Origin of the sequence: Neisseria sp. P0020.S005 (assembly GCF_051957055.1) — a bacterium.
Taxonomy (GTDB): domain Bacteria; phylum Pseudomonadota; class Gammaproteobacteria; order Burkholderiales; family Neisseriaceae; genus Neisseria; species Neisseria subflava_A.
The window spans coordinates 30,684-47,839 of record NZ_JBQCWV010000005.1 but is presented as its reverse complement, the minus strand read 5'-3'; the positions used below and the strand labels follow the sequence as shown (position 1 = coordinate 47,839).

General features: G+C 48.1%; 16 protein-coding genes. 6 read left to right on the top strand and 10 right to left on the bottom strand.

The window, feature by feature from the left end; genetic code table 11:
* Positions 1–147: 147 nt before the first annotated feature.
* The 5 genes from ACTHTU_RS05590 to rpsT form a co-directional block, all read right to left on the bottom strand.
* Positions 148–1,533 carry a PIG-L deacetylase family protein gene (locus ACTHTU_RS05590; protein ID WP_440362011.1) on the bottom strand — a complete coding sequence of 462 codons (1,386 nt, stop codon included), beginning with the start codon at positions 1,531–1,533 and terminating at the stop codon, positions 148–150.
* Between the two features lie 239 nt (positions 1,534–1,772).
* Positions 1,773–3,581, bottom strand: a complete 1,809-nt coding sequence (aspS, locus tag ACTHTU_RS05585; protein ID WP_440362010.1) for an aspartate--tRNA ligase — start codon at positions 3,579–3,581, stop codon at positions 1,773–1,775.
* Between the two features lie 66 nt (positions 3,582–3,647).
* The gene (locus tag ACTHTU_RS05580; protein ID WP_070585241.1) at positions 3,648–4,349 is read right to left on the bottom strand and encodes a DUF502 domain-containing protein; all 702 of its coding nucleotides are present in this window, start codon (positions 4,347–4,349) and stop codon (positions 3,648–3,650) included.
* A 151-nt stretch (positions 4,350–4,500) separates the two neighbouring features.
* Positions 4,501–5,640, bottom strand: coding sequence for a phospholipase A (locus ACTHTU_RS05575; protein WP_440362009.1), 1,140 nt, complete (start codon positions 5,638–5,640; stop codon positions 4,501–4,503).
* A 169-nt stretch (positions 5,641–5,809) separates the two neighbouring features.
* Positions 5,810–6,073 carry a 30S ribosomal protein S20 gene (rpsT, locus tag ACTHTU_RS05570; protein WP_002212556.1) on the bottom strand — a complete coding sequence of 88 codons (264 nt, stop codon included), beginning with the start codon at positions 6,071–6,073 and terminating at the stop codon, positions 5,810–5,812.
* Between the two features lie 308 nt (positions 6,074–6,381).
* Between rpsT and ACTHTU_RS05565 the strand changes: the two genes are divergently transcribed.
* Positions 6,382–7,524: an extracellular solute-binding protein gene (locus tag ACTHTU_RS05565; RefSeq protein ID WP_440362008.1), complete on the top strand. Its 1,143-nt coding sequence runs from the start codon at positions 6,382–6,384 to the stop codon at positions 7,522–7,524.
* A 74-nt stretch (positions 7,525–7,598) separates the two neighbouring features.
* Here the strand turns inward: ACTHTU_RS05565 and ACTHTU_RS05560 are convergent, their stop codons facing one another.
* The 3 genes from ACTHTU_RS05560 to ACTHTU_RS05550 all read right to left on the bottom strand — a co-directional run bounded on the left by ACTHTU_RS05560 (position 7,599) and on the right by ACTHTU_RS05550 (position 9,592).
* Positions 7,599–8,192, bottom strand: coding sequence for a hypothetical protein (locus ACTHTU_RS05560; protein WP_107792108.1), 594 nt, complete (start codon positions 8,190–8,192; stop codon positions 7,599–7,601).
* A gap of 34 nt (positions 8,193–8,226) precedes the next feature.
* Positions 8,227–9,030 carry a hypothetical protein gene (locus tag ACTHTU_RS05555; protein ID WP_440362007.1) on the bottom strand — a complete coding sequence of 268 codons (804 nt, stop codon included), beginning with the start codon at positions 9,028–9,030 and terminating at the stop codon, positions 8,227–8,229.
* A gap of 130 nt (positions 9,031–9,160) precedes the next feature.
* Positions 9,161–9,592 carry an EamA family transporter gene (locus ACTHTU_RS05550; protein ID WP_003680126.1) on the bottom strand — a complete coding sequence of 144 codons (432 nt, stop codon included), beginning with the start codon at positions 9,590–9,592 and terminating at the stop codon, positions 9,161–9,163.
* A gap of 178 nt (positions 9,593–9,770) precedes the next feature.
* Between ACTHTU_RS05550 and ACTHTU_RS05545 the strand changes: the two genes are divergently transcribed.
* Entirely contained in the window at positions 9,771–11,447 is a 1,677-nt protein-coding gene (locus tag ACTHTU_RS05545; protein ID WP_440362006.1) for a formate--tetrahydrofolate ligase, read from the top strand.
* Positions 11,448–11,511: 64 nt separating this feature from the next.
* Here the strand turns inward: ACTHTU_RS05545 and ACTHTU_RS05540 are convergent, their stop codons facing one another.
* Entirely contained in the window at positions 11,512–12,441 is a 930-nt protein-coding gene (locus ACTHTU_RS05540; RefSeq protein WP_440362005.1) for a glycosyltransferase family 2 protein, read from the bottom strand.
* Between the two features lie 128 nt (positions 12,442–12,569).
* A complete protein-coding gene (gene fba, locus ACTHTU_RS05535) occupies positions 12,570–13,634 on the bottom strand; it encodes a class II fructose-bisphosphate aldolase (RefSeq protein ID WP_003686828.1) in 1,065 nt (354 codons plus the stop codon).
* 150 nt (positions 13,635–13,784) lie between these two features.
* Here fba and ACTHTU_RS05530 point away from each other — a divergent pair, with 150 nt between their 5' ends.
* The 4 genes from ACTHTU_RS05530 to ACTHTU_RS05515 all read left to right on the top strand — a co-directional run bounded on the left by ACTHTU_RS05530 (position 13,785) and on the right by ACTHTU_RS05515 (position 17,154).
* Entirely contained in the window at positions 13,785–14,213 is a 429-nt protein-coding gene (locus ACTHTU_RS05530) for an acyl-CoA thioesterase (protein ID WP_049344503.1), read from the top strand.
* 1 nt (position 14,214) lies between these two features.
* Positions 14,215–15,111 (top strand): tyrosine recombinase XerC, encoded by an 897-nt coding sequence (locus tag ACTHTU_RS05525; RefSeq protein ID WP_128581922.1) that lies wholly within the window; start codon positions 14,215–14,217, stop codon positions 15,109–15,111.
* Between the two features lie 351 nt (positions 15,112–15,462).
* Positions 15,463–16,392: an energy transducer TonB gene (locus ACTHTU_RS05520; protein ID WP_440362004.1), complete on the top strand. Its 930-nt coding sequence runs from the start codon at positions 15,463–15,465 to the stop codon at positions 16,390–16,392.
* Between the two features lie 102 nt (positions 16,393–16,494).
* The gene (locus ACTHTU_RS05515) at positions 16,495–17,154 is read left to right on the top strand and encodes a MotA/TolQ/ExbB proton channel family protein (RefSeq protein WP_049332314.1); all 660 of its coding nucleotides are present in this window, start codon (positions 16,495–16,497) and stop codon (positions 17,152–17,154) included.
* Positions 17,155–17,156 lie beyond the last annotated feature (2 nt).

Sequence of the window (17,156 nt, the reverse complement as noted above, 5' to 3'; positions counted from 1 at the left end):
GGACGTGTGGGAAGGGTTTTATTATAACTTGGGTTGCCGCATTTGGATTTGGGCTTGGTGTTTTTCGTTTGTAATGCAGTGATTTTATTGTTTTGATTTGGTGCGATAAAGGCCGTCTGAAACATCTTTTCAGACGGCCTTTGTGGCTTATTGGGCTTTGCCCTGATAAGTGATTTGTTTCAGCGTCTCTTCTTGGTACAAGTCGCTAATGGGGACGGTATAGAAGAATTCGTTGCTGCGAACAAAGCGGTTGACCAAGTCTTTGTCGAGATGGAGGACATGGTGTCGCAGTTTGTTTAAGCCTTTGAATATCATGGTGCTCCAACGCATATAGCCGTCTGAATTGGGACGGATGTCGTTCATGGCATCAAGGGCGAGGAGTTTGCGGTTTTGCTCCTCTTTATCCAAAGGATGGGAATAGATGCTTTGGAAGTAAAACGGTTGCTCGGAGGGCGGCGGCAGGCTGAGGGAAGACCCTACTTTGCCGATAGGGAAGTCGTCGCTCAGATAATGTATGGTGTGCAAAAACAGATTGCCGCGGCGGTAATCGATTTTACGCAGGGCTTCGATGGCGGCCAGCGCAGTATGTTGATGGTCGGGATGCGTATCAATATTTGGGGACGGCGTCACGATAATATCCGGCTGGAACGTTTCTATCAGATAGCCAAGGTTGTCTACCAAGCTGTTCCAAGTCGAGCCGGGTTTGAGATGTTTCGCCAATGGGGAGGTATTGGCACTGCGGAAAATATCGACATCGGTCGTATCGATTTTGGTCGATTTAATCTCTTTTTCCGGATTTTGGCGCATGGCGGTCAATGTGCTGTCGAAGTAGCCCAGCTGCAGGATGTTTTCAGACGGCACGCCGGCCAAAAGGGGAACGGCTAGGCTGTTCCAAACGCGCATCCGGCCTTTTTGCAGATATTGTGCCTGGGTGTCGAAGTCGCATGTGCTGTAAAGATTGCCATAGTGGAAGCTGCCGCCTTCGCTGGCGGTTAAAGTGCAGATCATTGAATTGGCGGCGTGTTTTTCGTACAAGCCGTATGCGCTGAGTTCAGCATCGTCAGCATGAGGCGCGAGGACAAGGATTTTTTTGCCGTCGAGGTTTTCACGCGGATAAACAGAGAGTTCGATTTCTTGATCTGGCAAGGACAGGTATTTGCCTTCCAGGCGGATGGTTTTGTCGCTGTCGGAGAAGGTGTCGCTCAGATTGATATAGCGCACGCCTTTTGCGCCGTATTCGAAATATTGCTTCCATCTGCCTTTAGATGAAATGGTTTCAACAAAAGGCAGTATCAGCAATCCTGCCCAAGTCGATTTGATGCGGATTTTGGCAATAACGGTATCTTGCCCGCTGATAGTGGCGGGCAAAGTCAGGCTGCCACCTTTGAGGGTGGCATGCGCGGTAGAGGGAAGGGAGGGATAGTTATAATCTTGGTGTGTGTCGTAGGCGAACTGTTTTTTATGAATAATAGAAGTAATAATAAACAAAGTAACAAAAAAAATCAGTATCAGCCCAATTAGTATCAGAAACATTGTCAGGTTCCTTTATTGTTATAACAGCTATGATATTGCTTGCGAAGTCTATTTGTTTGTTTTTCTTACAAACGGTTGTTTTTTGTACTCTAACGTCATTAAAGAAAACGTTTAAAATAAAACAGTTTGCGGGTTGATTATATATAAACGACCAAAATGTAGAAAGGCCGTCTGAAAGATTTGAAAGAAATTTCAAAAATTTCAGACGGCCTTGATATTTTAAAGGTTAAGCCGGTAAATTATGCTTCTTTTGTTTCAACTGCTTTCTGACGCAGACGCAGGCTCAACTCGCGAAGTTGCTTGTCGTCGACCACATTAGGTGCATTGGTCAGCAGACATTGTGCACGTTGTGTTTTCGGGAAGGCAATCACGTCGCGGATAGATTCTGCACCGGTCATCAGGGTAACCAGACGGTCGAGGCCAAATGCAAGGCCGCCGTGAGGAGGCGCACCGAATTTCAGGTTGTCCAAGAGGAAGCCGAATTTCTCTTGTTGCTCTTCAGGGCTGATTTTCAGCGCGGCAAACACTTTCTCTTGTACGTCTGCACGGTGGATACGGATAGAACCGCCGCCGATTTCCCAGCCGTTCAATACCATGTCGTAGGCACGGGCCAAGCAGTTTGCAGGGTCGGAAACCATCAGGTTTTCATGACCTTCTTTTGGTGCGGTAAACGGATGGTGTACGGCAACGTAGCGGTCAGCTTCTTCGTCGTATTCGAACATTGGGAAATCGACAACCCACAAAGGCTTCCATTCGTCTACGAAGTAGCCGTTGTCTTTGCCGTGTTCCAAACCGACTTTAATACGCAATGCGCCGATGGCTTCGTTTACGACTTTGGTTTTGTCTGCTCCGAAGAAGATGATGTCGCCGTTTTGCGCGCCGGTACGCGCAATGATTTCTTTCAGGGCGTTTTCAGACAGGAATTTGACGATTGGAGATTGCAGGCCGCTGTCTTCGCCGTTGGAGAGGTTGCTCACATCGTTTACTTTGATGTATGCCAGACCTTTCGCGCCGTAGATGCCGACAAATTTAGTGTATTCGTCGATTTCTTTGCGGCTGAATTTTGCACCGTTAGGCACGCGCAGAGCGACTACGCGGCCGCCTTTCATGTCGGCTGCACCACGGAAGACTTTGAATTCTTCCGTTTTCATCAGATCGGTCAATTCGGTAAATTTCAAGTTGATGCGCATGTCCGGTTTGTCAGAGCCGTAGTAGAACATGGCTTCAGAGTAAGGCATGCGTGGGAAGTCGCCCAAATCTACATTCAAGGCATCTTTGAAGACTTGTTTGGCCATGCCTTCGGTGATGTCCATGATTTCATCCTCGTTTAAGAACGAGGTTTCCAAGTCGATTTGCGTGAATTCAGGTTGACGGTCGGCACGCAAGTCTTCGTCACGGAAACATTTGGTGATTTGGTAGTAACGGTCGAAACCAGCAACCATCAACAGTTGTTTGAACAATTGTGGAGATTGCGGCAGAGCGAAGAATTCGCCCGGATGAACGCGGCTTGGTACGAGGTAGTCGCGTGCGCCTTCCGGAGTGGAGCGGGTCAGCATCGGTGTTTCGATGTCGATGAAGCCTTGCGCGTCCAAGTAGCGGCGAACGCCCATGGCGACTTGGTAACGCAGACGCAGGTTGCGTTGCATGGCAGGACGGCGCAAGTCGATAACGCGGTTGGTCAGGCGAACGTTTTCGCTGATGTTTTCGTCGTCGATTTGGAACGGAGGCGTAGCGGCAGCGTTCAAAACTTTGATTTCTTTGGCAAGGATTTCGATTTTGCCGGAAATCATTTTGTCGTTGGTTGTGCCTTTAGGACGGTTGCGTACGCGGCCGGTAATGCTCAAAACATATTCGTTGCGGGAAGAGTCGGCAGCGGCAAATGCTTCCGGAGTGTCAGGGTCGATAACGACTTGAACGATGCCTTCGCGGTCGCGCAGGTCGATAAAAATCACACCGCCGTGGTCGCGTCGGCGGTGTACCCAGCCTTTGACGGTAACGGTTTGGTCTAAGTATTGCTCGCTGATAAGGCCGCAATAGTTGGTACGCATAAAATCACCTTTTTATATTGTTCAATTTAAAAAAGAAGGAAAGGCCGTCTGAAAAAAAAGAAGACCTTAATTGTTATGTTCGGTATCACCGTCTTCTGACGGTTTTTGGGCAGATAGGGCTTTAACCGGTAAGTCGTCCGGCATGACCATGCCCAGTGAAATTACATATTTCAATGCCTGATCCACGCTCATGTCCAGCTCGCGAACGTCGTTTTTTTTAACCATGATGTAATAGCCGCCGGTCGGGTTGGGTGTGGTTGGGACGTAAACGGAAATATAGTCGTCATCTTGCGGCAGGCTGCCTTTGAGTTTGTCGGGGATATGGCCGGAAACAAAGGCTATCGTCCAAATGCCCGGTTGTGGAAAGGGAACCAGTACGGGGGTTTTGAACGAGCGGCTGCTGTCGGAGAGCAGGGATTCGGAAACTTTTTTAACGCTGGAGTAGATGGATTTGACGACGGGAATGCGTCCCAAAAGGCTGTCCCATGCGCCGAGAATCCGTCTGCCTAAAACGTTGGCGGCGAATACGCCGGTAACAAACAAGACAACGGTGGCGGCAACAATGCCCAAGCCGGGTATGTTGAATCCCCAGAAATGCTGGGGCTGCCAGCTTTCCGGCAATAGGCTGATCAGCCTGTCGGCGGCGGATATGATGTAGGTCATCGCCCAGATGGTTACGGCAATCGGCAACCAAACCAGTACGCCTGTAATCAGGTATTTCTTTAAAGCCTTGGCGATTTTTCCGCTTTCGGCTGCGGCTTCTGTCATCTTTGTTTCATTCCGGCAAGTTTTGCCCAAACTTTGCATTATACGCGTTTGGGCGCTAGGAAACGAGTATTTTAAACGAATGGCTTGTTTTGTTTTATTGTTTCAGACGGCCGCTTTGATTGCACAGGCCGTCTGAAACAATATGGGGGAATCAGATTCCGTCCCAGTCGTTGAACATCAGGCCGAAGCCGATGCCGTTTTGTTTGTGGTTGTAGTCAATCAGGCTTTCGCCGTAGCCGTGGAAACCGCGGACAACGCCTTTGAGTTTGCCTTTGAGCGGGAAGGTATAAGCAGCTTCAACGGCACCGCGTCCGCTTTTCGGGTTGTAACGCAGGACGGAATAAACATTTTGTTTGTCATTGAAGCGGTATTGGACTTTCAAGTCACCGTATCCCATGTATTTGTTGATGTCAGGATTGTCGTCGTCATCTCCTTTTTGGTCGAAGGCGCGCATCCAAACTCTAGGAATAACGGTCAGCTTGCCCCATTCCATGCCGGCCATGGCATAAACGCGGTTCCATGATCGCGATTCCGGGCGGCTTTGACCGTTGGATTGGTGAACAAAACCTGCGCCGACCATACGCAGCTTGCCGCCGAAAGGCAGGTCTGCTTTAACGGGTTGGGTAATGAAGATTTCAGGCTCGTAGTCGGTGTTGCGGAACGGTGCGGATTTGCGGCCTTGGTTGAAGATTTGCCAGTCGGATTTTTGGGTGTAGCCAAACCATACGTCGGCACGGGTTTTGAATAAATCTTCGGCAATCTTGCTTTTGAAGGAAACCTGCATTTTGGTTTCGAGGCGTTTTTGCTCACTGAATTTTTCCTGCGTGGTTACGCCGCGACTGGGGGATTCCGGGTGGTAGTTGGGGCTGCTGTTGTACCAAACGGGCATGAGGTACATAGGGTTGTGCTCGCGTACGCTCAACAGGCCGCGTGTGTCGTTTTTATCCAAATCGTACATCAGGCTCAAAGGTGTGTAGCTGTCGGCAGTTTCGCTTAATACGTCGTCTGAAATATTCGGATGGGTAGGGTTGTCGAATACGATGGCCGCTTCTTTTTTCTCAATGCTCTTGCGGACGCTTTGTTCGAGGTCAACCGGTGTTTTGGCAGTTTCAGTTTGCGCTTGCGGCAGTGGGGCTTGAGGGGGAAGTTGCGCCGAATAGATGTTGTCGTAACACGCCAAACGGGTGGCGTTGTCTTGAATGGTGGTGCAGTGTAGGGCGGTATCGGCGGCGGCCAGCGGGGCGGCGGCAATGAATCCGATACTTAGGGAATGTTTCAACATCTTGTTCATGAGAGTTTCCGTTGTTTTTCAGACGGCCTGATGAAAGGGTAAATGGTTTTATTCAGTCGGTTTGGGTGGTGAATACGGCAATGCCCCTGAAAGGCAGGACCTCAGGGGCATCGTATCAGCTTGATTCATCCTGTTTTGATTGTCAGGATTTCCGGCATCTGCGTCAGTATTAAGCCAAAGCTTTTACTTTAGCAGACAGACGGCTTTTATGACGGGCTGCTTTGTTTTTGTGGAATACGCCTTTGTCAGCGATACGGTCGATGACTTTAACGGATTCTTGGTAAACTGCTTGAGCAGCAGCTTTGTCGCCGGCTTCAACTGCTTTCAACACTTTTTTCACAGCGGTACGGAATGCAGTACGCAGGCTGGCGTTGTGGGCGCGTTGTTTAACCGACTGGCGGGCACGTTTGCGGGCTTGTGCGCTGTTTGCCATATTGAATATCTCCTGAAAAATAAATTCTGTAAACGCGCAATTTTAAAGACAGATTTCCTTATATGCAAGCTTTTTCTCTATAAACGCGCGCAAATCAGCCGTATTTTGCCCAAAAACGACAGCCGGTGCAACGCTTTTGGGAAAAAGATGATGTTGCTTTGCCTTATTTCAATAAAAATCAGATGGATATTGCTTTGCGTTTGCTTACGTTTCCATTACAATAGCCTAACTCTGCGCCGAGGTGTTTATGGGGTGCAGGGTTTCTTATTTATTGACATTAACCACTCTTTCATCAGGAATCTGCCCGTATGAAAAAATCTGTATTAGCCGTATTGGCCGCATTGTCTTTGGCCGCGTGCGGCGGTGGCGAGAAAAAAGCCGAGCAACCTCAAGCAGGCAGCGCGCCTGCTGCCAATGCCGAGGCAGCCGCTACCGATACTTTGAATATCTACAACTGGTCAAACTACGTTGACGAAAGTACAGTCGAAGACTTCAAAAAAGCCAACAATTTGAAGCTGACTTACGATTTGTATGAAAACAACGAAACACTGGAAGCCAAAATGCTGACCGGTAAATCCGGCTATGACTTGGTTGTGCCCGGTATTGCCTTCCTGCCGCGCCAAATTGAGGCAGGTGCATACCAGAAAATCAATAAGGATCTGATTCCGAACTATAAAAACATCGACCCTGAATTGCTGAAGATGTTGGAAACCGCCGATCCGGGCAATCAATACGCCGTTCCATACTTCTCCGGTGTGAATACGATTGCGATTACGGCGAAGGGCAGGGAGCTTTTGGGTGGAAAATTGCCTGAAAACGGCTGGGATTTGCTGTTCAAACCTGAATACACCAACAAGTTGAAATCTTGCGGCATCGCTTTGTGGGATACCCCGAGCGAAATGTTCCCAATCTTGTTGAACTACTTGGGTAAAGATCCTAAAGGCTCGAATCCTGAAGATTTGAAAGCGGCGGCGGAAGTTTTGAAAACCATCCGTCCTGACGTGAAACGTTTCAGCCCTTCCATCATTGACGAATTGGCGCGCGGCGACATTTGCTTGGCGGCAGGTAACGGCGGCGACTTGAACTTGGCCAAAGCGCGTTCTGAAGAAGTGAAAAACAATGTCGGCGTTGAAGTGTTGACTCCGAAAGGCATGGGCTTCTGGATTGAATCTTGGTTGATTCCGGCCGATGCGAAAAACATCGCCAATGCCCACAAATACATCAACTACACGCTCGATCCCGAAGTGGCTGCGAAAAACGGTATTGCCGTAACCTTCGCGCCCGCCAGCAAACCTGCACGCGAAAAAATGCCTGCCGAGCTGGTGAACACACGTTCTATTTTCCCGAACGAGCAAGACATGAAAGACGGTTTCGTCATGCCTCAAATGAGCGCGGATGCGAAAAAACTGTCCGTCAACTTGTGGCAAAAAATCAAAGTCGGTTCAAATTAATTGTGAGCTGATTGTTTGAAGCAAAGCAAAGGCCGTCTGAAATTTTTCAGACAGCCTTTTTTGTTATTGGCGGGTTATTTATTCCAGTCTTTTACAAAAATCAAGACACTAGGGAAAGTATAATTACTGGAAAGACCTTGTACTTCACCTTCAGAATAAGCTAGTGTGGCAACAACTTTTCCATTTTTGGTGCAACTATAGGCATCGCTAAGTTCGTAATACATTCCTGATGATGGGGTATTTTTACTTACCATTACCTGGTTTATATAATTTTCTTGGTAGGTGTTAGGTGTGCCAATTTCACCCGAATGATGTGTACACCATGCCTGAAAGGTGTCTTTTGCTTTTTGAATGATATGTCGGTCATTTCCATAACTATCTGTTGCGGCATAGTTCTCTAGCCGCTCTCCATTTTTTACTCCCAGGGTTTCTCTGCTTGTGGATAGGTATGATAAAGCTTTCGAGATTTGCTGTGCGGTTTGGTTTACAGCACCAATCGGCAGCCATTTATTGCTAAATTCGCCAAATGGTAAATGCAGATTATCGTGAAGTTCACTGTGTTCAAGCGTTAAAGGTTGGTTTGTTTTAAATAATCCAGGATCCGTAGCCGAGCAAGCACTAAGCATAATGCTAAAAATAGATAGGGAAACAAATTTAATGGTTCTCATTATGTGCCTCTAAAAGAATTATAGAAGAATAGGGTTAGTAGAGATTTTTCTTGCAATCAGCAATTGCGTTTTTGAAAGGTAGGGTTAGTTTGTCTATTTCATTTTGTATTTGTCTTGATGGATGTATCTCAGTTCGTTTAAACCAGTAATTTTTACCACTAGAGCGATTTTGTATCTCAACTAAATCCTTACCTTTTGTATTGATGATTAAGTTGATACCGTTGATAGTATCACCAATCTTAAGGTTTTTCCTCCATGAGGATATTAACCGCTCTTGAAGTTTTTCAATTTTTAGCTGGGGTTCTCTGATGCACTCTTCCCTTGCTTGATAAATACGCTGCTGTTCTTTTTCTTCTTGTAACTTTAGATTCTTTCTGGCTTCTAGCAAATTATTTCCTTGTTCGGTCATATGGATTTCTTGAGTGTTAAAAGAAATAGTTATAGAGGTATTATCTATGCCTGAGCAAGAAACATTTACGAAAGAGTTATATCCTGTAAAAGTTAAAGATGGGAAAACCACTGCTTCAGAGTTTGGGTAGGTCTCTATATTTGGGAGGTCAGATGACCAAACTCCGTGGTTTTGTTCACACCAATTTCGTAAATGGTAGTGGAGAAGTCGATAACTCTTGTTGTCCCTATCAAAAAACGCATTTATTTTGTAAGTATATGTATCTACTCTAATGTTGTTTAGATCTGTAGATTTTTTAAATTGAATATCAAGTTTATCAAATAGTTCTTGAATATTGAGTCCGTTATGTTTGGCATTGCTTCTATCAGGTAGTGCAGCATGGGTGAAATAAGGAATACACATCAAGACTAATAGTATAATTTTTTTCATATTAATTCTCTCCGAGATGCTGGAAAGTTAGGAACCTGCTTAGTTTTTGTTAGGCTAATGTTGCCATCGTATCAGATCATCTGTATGCGTTTGGGTAGTTGTTTTAAATTTTTTATTAAATATCAATATATTATCGCTTCAACGCCAAAGTCAATACACCTGCCGTTACCAAGCCTAAGCCTATCCATTCCTGCGTACTTGGGCGTTCGTCTAAGAAAACAACGGCCATTAGGGCGACCAGGACCAGGCTGAATTTGTCGACGGGTGCGACTTGCGAGGCGTTGCCCAGTTGCAGGGCTTTGAAGTAGGCGAGCCAAGATGCGCCGGTAGCGAGGCCGGATAGGATGAGGAATGTCCAGTTGCGGCCGGTAAAGCCGTTCACGCCCTGCCATTTGCCGGTGTAGGTTAAAAACAATACCAAAGCGGCGAGGATGACCAAGGTGCGGATAAAGGTGGCGAAATCTGAATCTATACCCTGTAAACCCATTTTGGCGAAAATGGCGGTCAATGAGGCGAAGCCTGCCGATGCCAATGCCCAAAACAGCCATGCGTTGCTGCTCATGTTTTATTCCTTTGTTTCAAATTGTTGACAATATGAATCCGCTTGTTGATGAGATATCGAAATTTTCACTGCGGTTTGTCTTTGGAAAACGCTATAATAGAACTAATATTCTTTTTCTTCCAGCCGTCTTTATTATATTGTTTCAGACGGCCTTTCCCTCTCTCAATAAAGGAAAATCATGAGCTTCAAAACCGATGCTGAAATTGCCCAGTCTTCCACCATGCGCCCGATTGGTGAAATTGCCGCCAAGCTGGGTTTGAACGTTGACAACATCGAGCCCTATGGTCATTACAAAGCCAAAATCAATCCTGCCGAGGCATTCAAGCTGCCGCAAAAACAAGGCCGTCTGATTTTAGTGACCGCCATTAATCCGACTCCTGCGGGTGAGGGTAAAACCACTGTAACCATCGGTTTGGCGGACGCATTGCGCCATATCGGCAAAGACTCGGTTATTGCCCTGCGCGAGCCTTCTTTGGGTCCGGTGTTTGGCGTTAAAGGCGGTGCGGCAGGCGGCGGCTATGCCCAAGTTTTGCCTATGGAAGACATCAACCTGCACTTTACCGGCGACTTTCACGCCATCGGTGCGGCAAATAACCTGCTCGCCGCCATGCTTGATAACCATATCTATCAAGGCAATGAGTTGAACATCGATCCGAAACGTGTGCTGTGGCGTCGCGTGGTCGATATGAACGACCGTCAGTTGCGCAACATCATCGACGGCATGGGTAAACCTATTGACGGCGTGATGCGTCCTGACGGTTTCGACATTACCGTTGCCTCCGAAGTGATGGCGGTATTCTGTCTTGCCAAAGACATCAGCGATTTGAAAGAGCGTTTGGGCAACATCCTTGTCGCCTATGCCAAAGACGGCAGTCCTGTTTATGCCAAAGATTTGAAAGCGAATGGCGCGATGGCGGCATTGCTCAAAGATGCGATTAAGCCTAACTTGGTGCAAACCATCGAAGGCACTCCGGCCTTTGTACACGGCGGCCCGTTCGCCAACATCGCCCACGGCTGTAACTCCGTAACGGCCACCCGTTTGGCGAAACACCTTGCTGATTATGCCGTAACCGAAGCAGGCTTCGGCGCGGATTTGGGTGCGGAAAAATTCTGCGACATCAAATGCCGTCTGGCTGATTTGAAACCTGATGCGGCTGTCGTTGTCGCCACTGTCCGCGCGTTGAAATACAACGGCGGCGTAGAACGTGCCAACCTCGGCGAAGAAAACCTCGACGCTTTGGCAAAAGGTCTGCCTAATCTCTTGAAACACATTTCCAACCTGAAAAACGTATTCGGCCTGCCTGTGGTGGTTGCCATCAACCGCTTCGTGTCCGACTCCGATGCCGAGTTGGCCATGATTGAAAAAGCCTGTGCGGAACACGGAGTTGAAGTTTCTCTGACCGAAGTATGGGGCAAAGGCGGCGCGGGTGGTGCAGACTTGGCGCACAAAGTCGTCAACGCCATCGAAAATCAACCGAATAACTTCAAGTTTGCCTACGATGTTGAGTTGAGCATTAAAGACAAAATCCGTGCGATTGCCCAAAAAGTGTATGGTGCGGAAGATGTTGATTTCAGCGCGGAAGCGTCTGCCGAAATCGCTTCACTGGAAAAACTGGGCTTGGACAAAATGCCGGTCTGCATGGCGAAAACCCAATATTCTTTGAGCGACAACGCCAAACTGTTGGGCTGCCCTGAAGGCTTCCGCATTACCGTGCGCGGCATTACCGTTTCTTCCGGTGCGGGCTTCATTGTTGCCTTGTGCGGCAATATGATGAAGATGCCGGGTCTGCCGAAAGTTCCGGCTGCCGAGAAAATTGATGTGGACGCAGAAGGCGTGATTCACGGCTTGTTCTGATTTAGATTGATATTGAAATAGATAAAGGCCGTCTGAAACGAGGTTTCAGACGGCCTTTTATAATTTAAGTGAATTTCAACCGGCTTTTTAAGAAATTGAAGAAATTGTCTATCATGTCGAACATCGTATTGCGGTCTTCGCCAAACAATGAAATGCTGCGGTCTTTGCTGATTCTGTCATAAGCGGCAAAAATGGTTTTCAGCTCTTCAGTGGTCAAGCGCAGTTGCTTTTCGTACAAGATGCGGCTTAAGAGCGTTACTTCCGTCGCGTTCAAATCAGGGAAGAGATGACTGATCCACAACTCCATGGTGTATTGGACGGATCGGTTGATTTTGTCTCTTTTTTTGCTTTCTTGAGTTGTGTGTATCCTGTAAGACAACAAAGATTCGGGCAGGTTGGCAAAGGTTTTGCCATGTAGGGCGCATTGCACCCACATATGGAAATCGGGCGCGGTTTCTGTTGCGGTGTAGTTTATCCCGAGGTTTTTAATGCTGTCGTGCCGCCACATGGTGGTGGGGTTGAACATGTTTTGGGCGGCAAAGGAGAGAAAGGCTTTAATGTCTTTGTCGAGCAGGGGGAGGTCGCTTAAAACAGGTTCTCTTCCGGTTTGGTCATCAAAAAAGACGGTGGCTTGGCTGCCGACAATATCGATTTCGGGATGGCTGTCTAAGAATTGAATTTGTTTTTCAAAACGATCCAAGGCGCAAATATCGTCCGCATCCATTCGTGCCACATATTCGACTTCTACGTCTTTGAGCATATCCATGGTAAATTGGCAGGCAAACGGCTCGCCCCTGTTTTCAGGAAGGTGGAAAACCTGCAAACGTGAATCTTTGGCTGCGTAAGCCTCGAGGATTTCACCGGTTTTGTCTGTTGAAGCATCGTTGATGGCGATGACGAAAAAGTCGCGGAATGTTTGATTCAATACCGAATCCAAGCATTCGGGCAAATAAGCTTCGGCACAATAGGCCGGCAAAATAACGGCGAGTTTCATGTTTGCTTTCGATGTGTTTTGATGTGTAGTCGGTGGAAGATTTTACTATAAATTTCCAAAAAGCTAAGGCCGTCTGAAACCTTATTGTCAAGTTTTCAGACGGCCTTAGTGTGAATCCGAGATACGGATTATTTAACGATTTGGTTCAATTCGCCTTTGGCGTATTTGGTTGCCATTTTTTCCAAAGAAATCGGTTTGATTTTGTCAGCCTGGCCTTCGCAACCGAATGCGAGGTAGCGGTCAAGACAGATTTGTTTCATGGCTTCGACGGTTTTGCTCAAGTATTTGCGCGGGTCGAATTCGGATGGGTTTTCTGCCATGAAGCGGCGGATGGCACCGGTAGAGGCGAGGCGCAAGTCGGTATCAATGTTGACTTTGCGCACGCCGTGTTTGATGCCTTCGACGATTTCTTCAACCGGTACGCCGTAGGTTTCACCGATTTTGCCGCCGTGTTCGTTGATGACTTTCAGCCATTCTTGCGGAACGGAGCTGGAGCCGTGCATCACGATGTGGGTGTTAGGCAGGGCTTGGTGGATTTCTTTGATGCGGTCGATACGCAATACATCGCCTGTGGGCGGACGGGTGAATTTGTACGCGCCGTGGCTGGTGCCGACGGCAATAGCCAATGCGTCAACGCCGGTATCTTTAACGAAACGTACGGCATCTTCAACGCTGGTCAGCATTTGGTCGTGGGAAAGTTTTCCCACTGCGCCGACACCGTCTTCCTCGCCGGCTTCGCCGGTTTCGAGGTTACCCAATACGCCGATTTCGCCTTCAACGGACACGCCGCAAGCGTGGGAGAAGTTAACGACGGTACGGGTGGCGTTGACGTTGTATTCGTAAGAAGAAGGGGTTTTGCCGTCTTCCATCAGCGAGCCGTCCATCATCACGGAGGAGAAGCCCAGTTGGATAGAGCGTTGGCACACATCAGGAGATGCGCCGTGGTCTTGGTGCATCACGACAGGGATGTGCGGGAATTCTTCGACTGCGGCCAAAATCAGATGGCGCAGGAATGGGGCACCTGCGTATTTGCGTGCGCCTGCGGATGCTTGAACGATAACGGGGGCGTTGACTTGATCGGCCGCCTCCATGATGGCGCGCATCTGTTCGAGGTTGTTAACGTTGAATGCGGGCAGACCGTAGCTGTTTTCGGCAGCATGGTCCAATAATTGGCGCATGGATACGAGTGCCATGAGGAGCTCCTGAGGTAGTGAAGGGTAAATTTATCCGATAAATTATAATGTTTTTTGAAATGAAAGACTACAAGCTGTTACATTGTTTTTATATATTAACGAACAGGGTCTCGGTTTATAATGGGAGAGTATTGAAAACGGGTGTGCAAAATGGATAGGATTTCGGTGGCCGAGTGTGATAAGCCTTTGTTTCAGACGGCCTTGACGGTGCAGGTGGGCGATGTGAACTATGGCGGCCATCTGGCGAACGATGCGGTGTTGCGTTTGTGCCATGAAGTACGGATGCGTTGGCTGGCGAAGCTGGGTTGGAGTGAAATGGATGCCGGAGGGGCAGGCCTGATTATGGCGGATGCGGCGGTGCAGTATTTGGCGCAAGGTCATCATGGCGATGAGCTGTCGGTAGAAATGGGGGCGGCGGGCGTGGCCGGAGTGGGATTTTCTTTGTTGTACCGTATCCGCAGGATTTCAGACGGCCTTGTGCTGGCGAAAGTGCAGACAGGCATGGTGTGTTTCGATTATGGCAAGCAGCGTGTCTGCCGTTTGCCTTCGGCATTGAAAACGGCATTGGAGGCCGTCTGAAATGGCGGAATCAAACCATTTTGCGCTTCATCTTGAACGCTATCTAAAAACCTTGCTGCAACAAGGTAAGTCGGAGCATACCGTTTCCGCTTATCGGCGCGATTTGAGTGAATTGATGCGTCTGTTGCCCGATAATCTTGAAAACGGCCTGCCGACGCGCCGTGATTTCGTGGCGGTATTGAAAAAACTGTCGCAAAAGGGCTTAAGCGAAAGTAGCTTGGCGCGGAAATTGTCGGTGTGGCGGCAGTATTGCAGTTGGCTGGTGCAGATAGAAGTTATGGAAAGCGACCCGACATTTAATATGAAAGCGCCGCGCCTGCCCGAACGCCTGCCCAAAGCGCTGCCGCAAGAACCTTTAAACCATATCCTTGACCATGCGCCGGTTGATGACGAGTTGGACGTGCGCGATAAGGCCATGTTTGAATTGATGTATGGCAGCGGCTTACGCCTGAGCGAGATACAAGGTTTGAATCTGGACGGTATCGTTTTGGACGAAGGTTGGGTCAGTGTGAATGGTAAAGGCGGCAAGCAACGGCAAGTGCCTTTGGTGGCTAAAAGCATTGCGGCATTGCGTGATTATTTGGCAGTGCGTATTGCCAAAGAGGGCGAGCAGGCCTTGTTCACTAATAAAAATGGCGGCAGGCTGGGGCAACGTCAAATCCAAAAACGCCTGCAGGCGTGGGCAGTGCGCGTGGGCAGTGCCAGCCATATCTCGCCGCACATGATGCGCCACAGCTATGCAACCCATCTTTTGCAGGCATCGGGCGATATCCGTGCCGTACAGGAATTGTTGGGGCACAGCAACCTTTCTGCTACGCAAGTTTATACAAAGCTGGATTTCGACCATTTGGCGCGCGTTTATGATGAGGCGCACCCAAGGGCGAAACGGAAAAAATGATTTTGTTTGAATCAGGCCGTCTGAAAGAATGTTTTCAGACGGCCTGATGCTTTATGGATAAAAAATACAGATGATTTGAAACCATTTGAATTTTGATCGGTCTGATGAGGTTTCGATATTGGTTTGATGTGCGGATAGCATAAACGCCGGAAGAATAGGCTGTTCTGTCTTACCGCTTATCTTTTAAAACGACCTTTTGTCTGATAATATTAGTAATGAGAGCTAATATCATATTATGATATGCAGCCTTTAAAACAGCAGGTCTATAAACTTTCTATATAAGCATTAATGCTTATTTTGACTGTAAAACGACTTGCAAACGGGAATTGTTGCTATTAACATAACGGAATTATGGATAAAAAACGAATTTTAACTCCAGCCGTCGTGACTTCCGTTGCGTTGATTCACGTCGGCCTGGTTGCACTTTTATGGCACGCGCACAAACCGCCTCCTGTCGAAATGGCGAATATTGAATTTGTCGATTTGGGCGATTTCGGCGGTGGCGACGGTAGTCCTGAGGGTGAAGGCGCACCTGCCGCCCCCGAGCCTACCCCAGAACAACCGAAACCCAAGCCGAAACCCAAACCTAAGCCTGTCGAGCCGCCCAAACCTGTTATCAAACCTGTGGTAACGAAAAAAGAAAAAGCGGATATCGTACAGCAAAAGGAAAAACCGAAACCTATCGAGAAACCTAAGCCCGAGCCTAAGCCGGAACCCAAACCTGAGCCGAAGCCCGAGCCAAAACCTGAACCGAAACCAGAGCCGAAGGCAGAACCTAAACCATCTCCCAAAGCATCTGAATACTCAGGAAACAAAACCGGGCCGAATACTGCTGAAAACGGTAAAGGCAACGGCGAAGGAAAAGCCTTGGGCGGAGAGGGAAAAGGCAACGGCGGCGGTACGAAAGGTACAGGCAGCGGCCGTGGCGAAGGCAGCGGATCCGGCAGCGGTGGTGCGAAAGGCGAACATGGCTCCGGTACCGGTGGCGGAGGTGGTGGCAGCGGTACAGGTGCCGGCAGCAGTAAAGGCAATCCGGCAAAAGGAACCTGCCATATTCCAAGACCTCCGTATCCTTCACTGTCCACTGAAAATGGTGAAGAGGGCTTGGTCGTTTTGAAAGTCTTGGTTGGTCCCGGCGGTAAAGTGGATTCAATTAGTGTGAATAAATCAAGTGGTTATAGTCGTCTGGATAATGCAGCGCGTAAAGCCGTTAAAGATGGTAGCTGTCATGCAAGTGTTTGGACTGAATTTAAAGTACCTGTCAAATTCACGCTTGAATAAGTATCTAGGACTAAGCTGATTGATTGGAAAATATATGCTGTTGGGAAATATTTTTAAATGACCCGATAGAAATTTTAATTTTATTTTTAACTTGGAAAGATTATGGATTTAAGTTTAGTTTTCAAATCAGGTGATGTGGTACTGATTGGTGTATTTGTCCTGATGTTGTTGATGAGCGTAGTGACTTGGAGCGTTATCGTGATCCGCTGCATCAAATACCGCAAAGCGAAAAAAGGCAATGCTCAGGTAAAAGAGTTGATGCTGAATGCGTTTACGCTGGCCGATGCCGTACAAAAAGCCAAAGCGGTAGAAGCACCGATGAGCAATGTTGCCGATGAGTCTCTGCGCGCATACCAAAACTACCGCCAAACGACAAGCAAATCGCTGATTGACGAATTGCCTTTGAATGAATACTTGGTCGTTCACATCCGCAACAGCATGTCACAAACCATGCGTCAGTTCGACTACGGTATGACTGCATTGGCCTCTATCGGCGCAACCGCTCCGTTTATCGGCCTGTTGGGTACTGTTTGGGGTATTTACCATGCCCTGATCGGCATCAGCGAAAGCGGTCAAATGAGCATTGCTGCGGTAGCCGGTCCGATTGGTGAGGCTTTGGTATCAACTGCTGTCGGTCTATTTGTGGCGATTCCGGCTGTATTGGCGTACAACTTCCTCAATCGCGGTACAAAAACCATCGCGCAAGATATGGACGCATTTGCACATGACCTGCATGTCCGCCTTCTGAACCAAAAGGATTAAAT

Coding starts and splice junctions, on each gene's coding strand:
- ACTHTU_RS05560 (WP_107792108.1), bottom strand. CDS start 8,192: ATGAGAACCATTAAATTTGTTTCCCTATCTATTTTTAGCATTATGCTT.
- ACTHTU_RS05555 (WP_440362007.1), bottom strand. CDS start 9,030: ATGAAAAAAATTATACTATTAGTCTTGATGTGTATTCCTTATTTCACC.
- ACTHTU_RS05530 (WP_049344503.1), top strand. CDS start 13,785: ATGGATAGGATTTCGGTGGCCGAGTGTGATAAGCCTTTGTTTCAGACG.
- ACTHTU_RS05575 (WP_440362009.1), bottom strand. CDS start 5,640: ATGAACAAGATGTTGAAACATTCCCTAAGTATCGGATTCATTGCCGCC.
- fba (WP_003686828.1), bottom strand. CDS start 13,634: ATGGCACTCGTATCCATGCGCCAATTATTGGACCATGCTGCCGAAAAC.
- rpsT (WP_002212556.1), bottom strand. CDS start 6,073: ATGGCAAACAGCGCACAAGCCCGCAAACGTGCCCGCCAGTCGGTTAAA.
- ACTHTU_RS05520 (WP_440362004.1), top strand. CDS start 15,463: ATGGATAAAAAACGAATTTTAACTCCAGCCGTCGTGACTTCCGTTGCG.
- ACTHTU_RS05580 (WP_070585241.1), bottom strand. CDS start 4,349: ATGACAGAAGCCGCAGCCGAAAGCGGAAAAATCGCCAAGGCTTTAAAG.
- aspS (WP_440362010.1), bottom strand. CDS start 3,581: ATGCGTACCAACTATTGCGGCCTTATCAGCGAGCAATACTTAGACCAA.
- ACTHTU_RS05565 (WP_440362008.1), top strand. CDS start 6,382: ATGAAAAAATCTGTATTAGCCGTATTGGCCGCATTGTCTTTGGCCGCG.
- ACTHTU_RS05590 (WP_440362011.1), bottom strand. CDS start 1,533: ATGTTTCTGATACTAATTGGGCTGATACTGATTTTTTTTGTTACTTTG.
- ACTHTU_RS05540 (WP_440362005.1), bottom strand. CDS start 12,441: ATGAAACTCGCCGTTATTTTGCCGGCCTATTGTGCCGAAGCTTATTTG.
- ACTHTU_RS05550 (WP_003680126.1), bottom strand. CDS start 9,592: ATGAGCAGCAACGCATGGCTGTTTTGGGCATTGGCATCGGCAGGCTTC.
- ACTHTU_RS05525 (WP_128581922.1), top strand. CDS start 14,215: ATGGCGGAATCAAACCATTTTGCGCTTCATCTTGAACGCTATCTAAAA.
- ACTHTU_RS05545 (WP_440362006.1), top strand. CDS start 9,771: ATGAGCTTCAAAACCGATGCTGAAATTGCCCAGTCTTCCACCATGCGC.
- ACTHTU_RS05515 (WP_049332314.1), top strand. CDS start 16,495: ATGGATTTAAGTTTAGTTTTCAAATCAGGTGATGTGGTACTGATTGGT.